Source organism: Methylobacterium sp. J-088, assembly GCF_022829295.1.
Classification (GTDB): domain Bacteria; phylum Pseudomonadota; class Alphaproteobacteria; order Rhizobiales; family Beijerinckiaceae; genus Methylobacterium.
Genome location: NZ_JAKSYH010000065.1, coordinates 1 through 1,380, shown reverse-complemented (window position 1 = coordinate 1,380; position 1,380 = coordinate 1). Strand labels below are relative to the sequence as shown.

General features: G+C 73.2%; 2 protein-coding genes and 1 pseudogene. All 3 read left to right on the top strand.

The genetic code is table 11. The features are described 5' to 3' along the window. A pseudogene (locus tag MKK63_RS08160) lies at positions 1–167 on the top strand (oxidase); the annotation flags it as partial. Between the two features lie 10 nt (positions 168–177). Continuing rightward, the gene (locus MKK63_RS08155) at positions 178–498 is read left to right on the top strand and encodes a cytochrome c (protein WP_244000481.1); all 321 of its coding nucleotides are present in this window, start codon (positions 178–180) and stop codon (positions 496–498) included. Between the two features lie 28 nt (positions 499–526). Beyond that, positions 527–1,380, top strand: an 854-nt coding sequence (locus MKK63_RS08150; RefSeq protein ID WP_244000479.1) for a YeiH family protein, incomplete at its 3' end; no start/stop codon positions are given.

Below are 1,380 nucleotides of genomic sequence, written 5' to 3'. Positions count from 1 at the left end.
ACGCCTTCCGCACCTGGACCGCCGAGGCCGATCTGGCGCCGGGGCCGCATGCCCTGCGCGTCCGCGCGACCGGCAACGACGGCGGCACGCAGCCGATGTCGCCGCGCTGGAACCCGGCCGGCTACATGCGCAACGTGGTCGAGACGACGCATGTGCGGGCGGCCTGAGGAGATGAACATGCCCCGGTTCGCCGTGCTGCCCGCCCTCGGGCTCGCCTTGGCCGCAACGGCCGCGCTGGCCGCCCCCGACACCTACGCGCTGCCGGAGCCGACCGCGCAGTTCAAGGCGCCGCCGGATGCCGGCCACGCGGCCGGCTTCCAGGCCGCGCAGGAAAACTGCATGACCTGCCACTCGGCGGACTACATCGCCATGCAGCCGCCCGGGAAGGGGCAGGCCTTCTGGGACGGGGAGGTCGCCAAGATGGTCAAGGTCTACCGCGCGCCGATCGCGGCGGAGCAGGCCAGGGCCATCGCGGCCTATCTCGGCGCGACCTACTGAGCGCCGGCGTCGGACAGGGGGTCCCGCCATGACCGCCAGGATCGCCGACCGTGCCGGATCGGGAACCGCCGACCGGAGCCGCGGCTCCGCCTGGGCCGGGGTGGCCGGCAGCCTGCTGCCGGGGCTGCTCCTATGCCTGCTGATCACCGCAGTCGCGCAGGTGATGCAGGTGGGCGAGGAGCACCTGACCGGGCACCCCTACGTCGAGGCCCTGGTGCTCGCCATCCTCCTGGGCACCGCCCTGCGCACCGCCTGGGTGCCGGGGGCACGCTTCAAGGCCGGCATCGCCTTCTCGGCCAAGCAGGTGCTGGAGGTGGCTGTCACCCTGCTCGGCGCGTCAGTCAGTCTCGGGACCATCATCGCCTCGGGTCCGGCGCTGCTGGCCGGCATCGTCGGCGCGGTGGCGCTGACCATCCTAGCGAGCTGCGCCCTCTGCCGCGCGCTGGGCCTGCCGGTGCGCATGGCGCTGCTGATCGCCTGCGGCAACGCCATCTGCGGCAACTCGGCAATCGCCGCCGTGGCCCCCGTCATCGGGGCAGAGAGCCGGGACGTTGCGGCCGCCATCGCGTTCACAGCCGTGCTCGGCGTGCTGATGGTCCTCGGGCTGCCGCTGTTCGTGCCGCTCGCCGGCTTCAGCGAGCACCAGTACGGCGTGCTCGCGGGCCTCACCGTCTACGCCGTGCCACAGGTGCTGGCCGCAACCGTGCCGGTGAGCGCGCTCGCGACCCAGGTCGGCACGCTGGTCAAGCTGGTGCGCGTGCTGATGCTCGGTCCGGTGGTGGTGGCCCTATCGCTGATCGCGCCGCGCCTGCCTGCGGAGGGGGCGACGGGCAAGGGCGCGCCGGGCCGGCTCGGCTTCTTCAAGCTGGTGCCGTGGTTCAT

Bases quoted from the DNA above. Each gene is read 5' to 3' on its own strand.
- MKK63_RS08155 (WP_244000481.1), top strand. From the start codon at position 178: ATGCCCCGGTTCGCCGTGCTGCCCGCCCTCGGGCTCGCCTTGGCCGCA.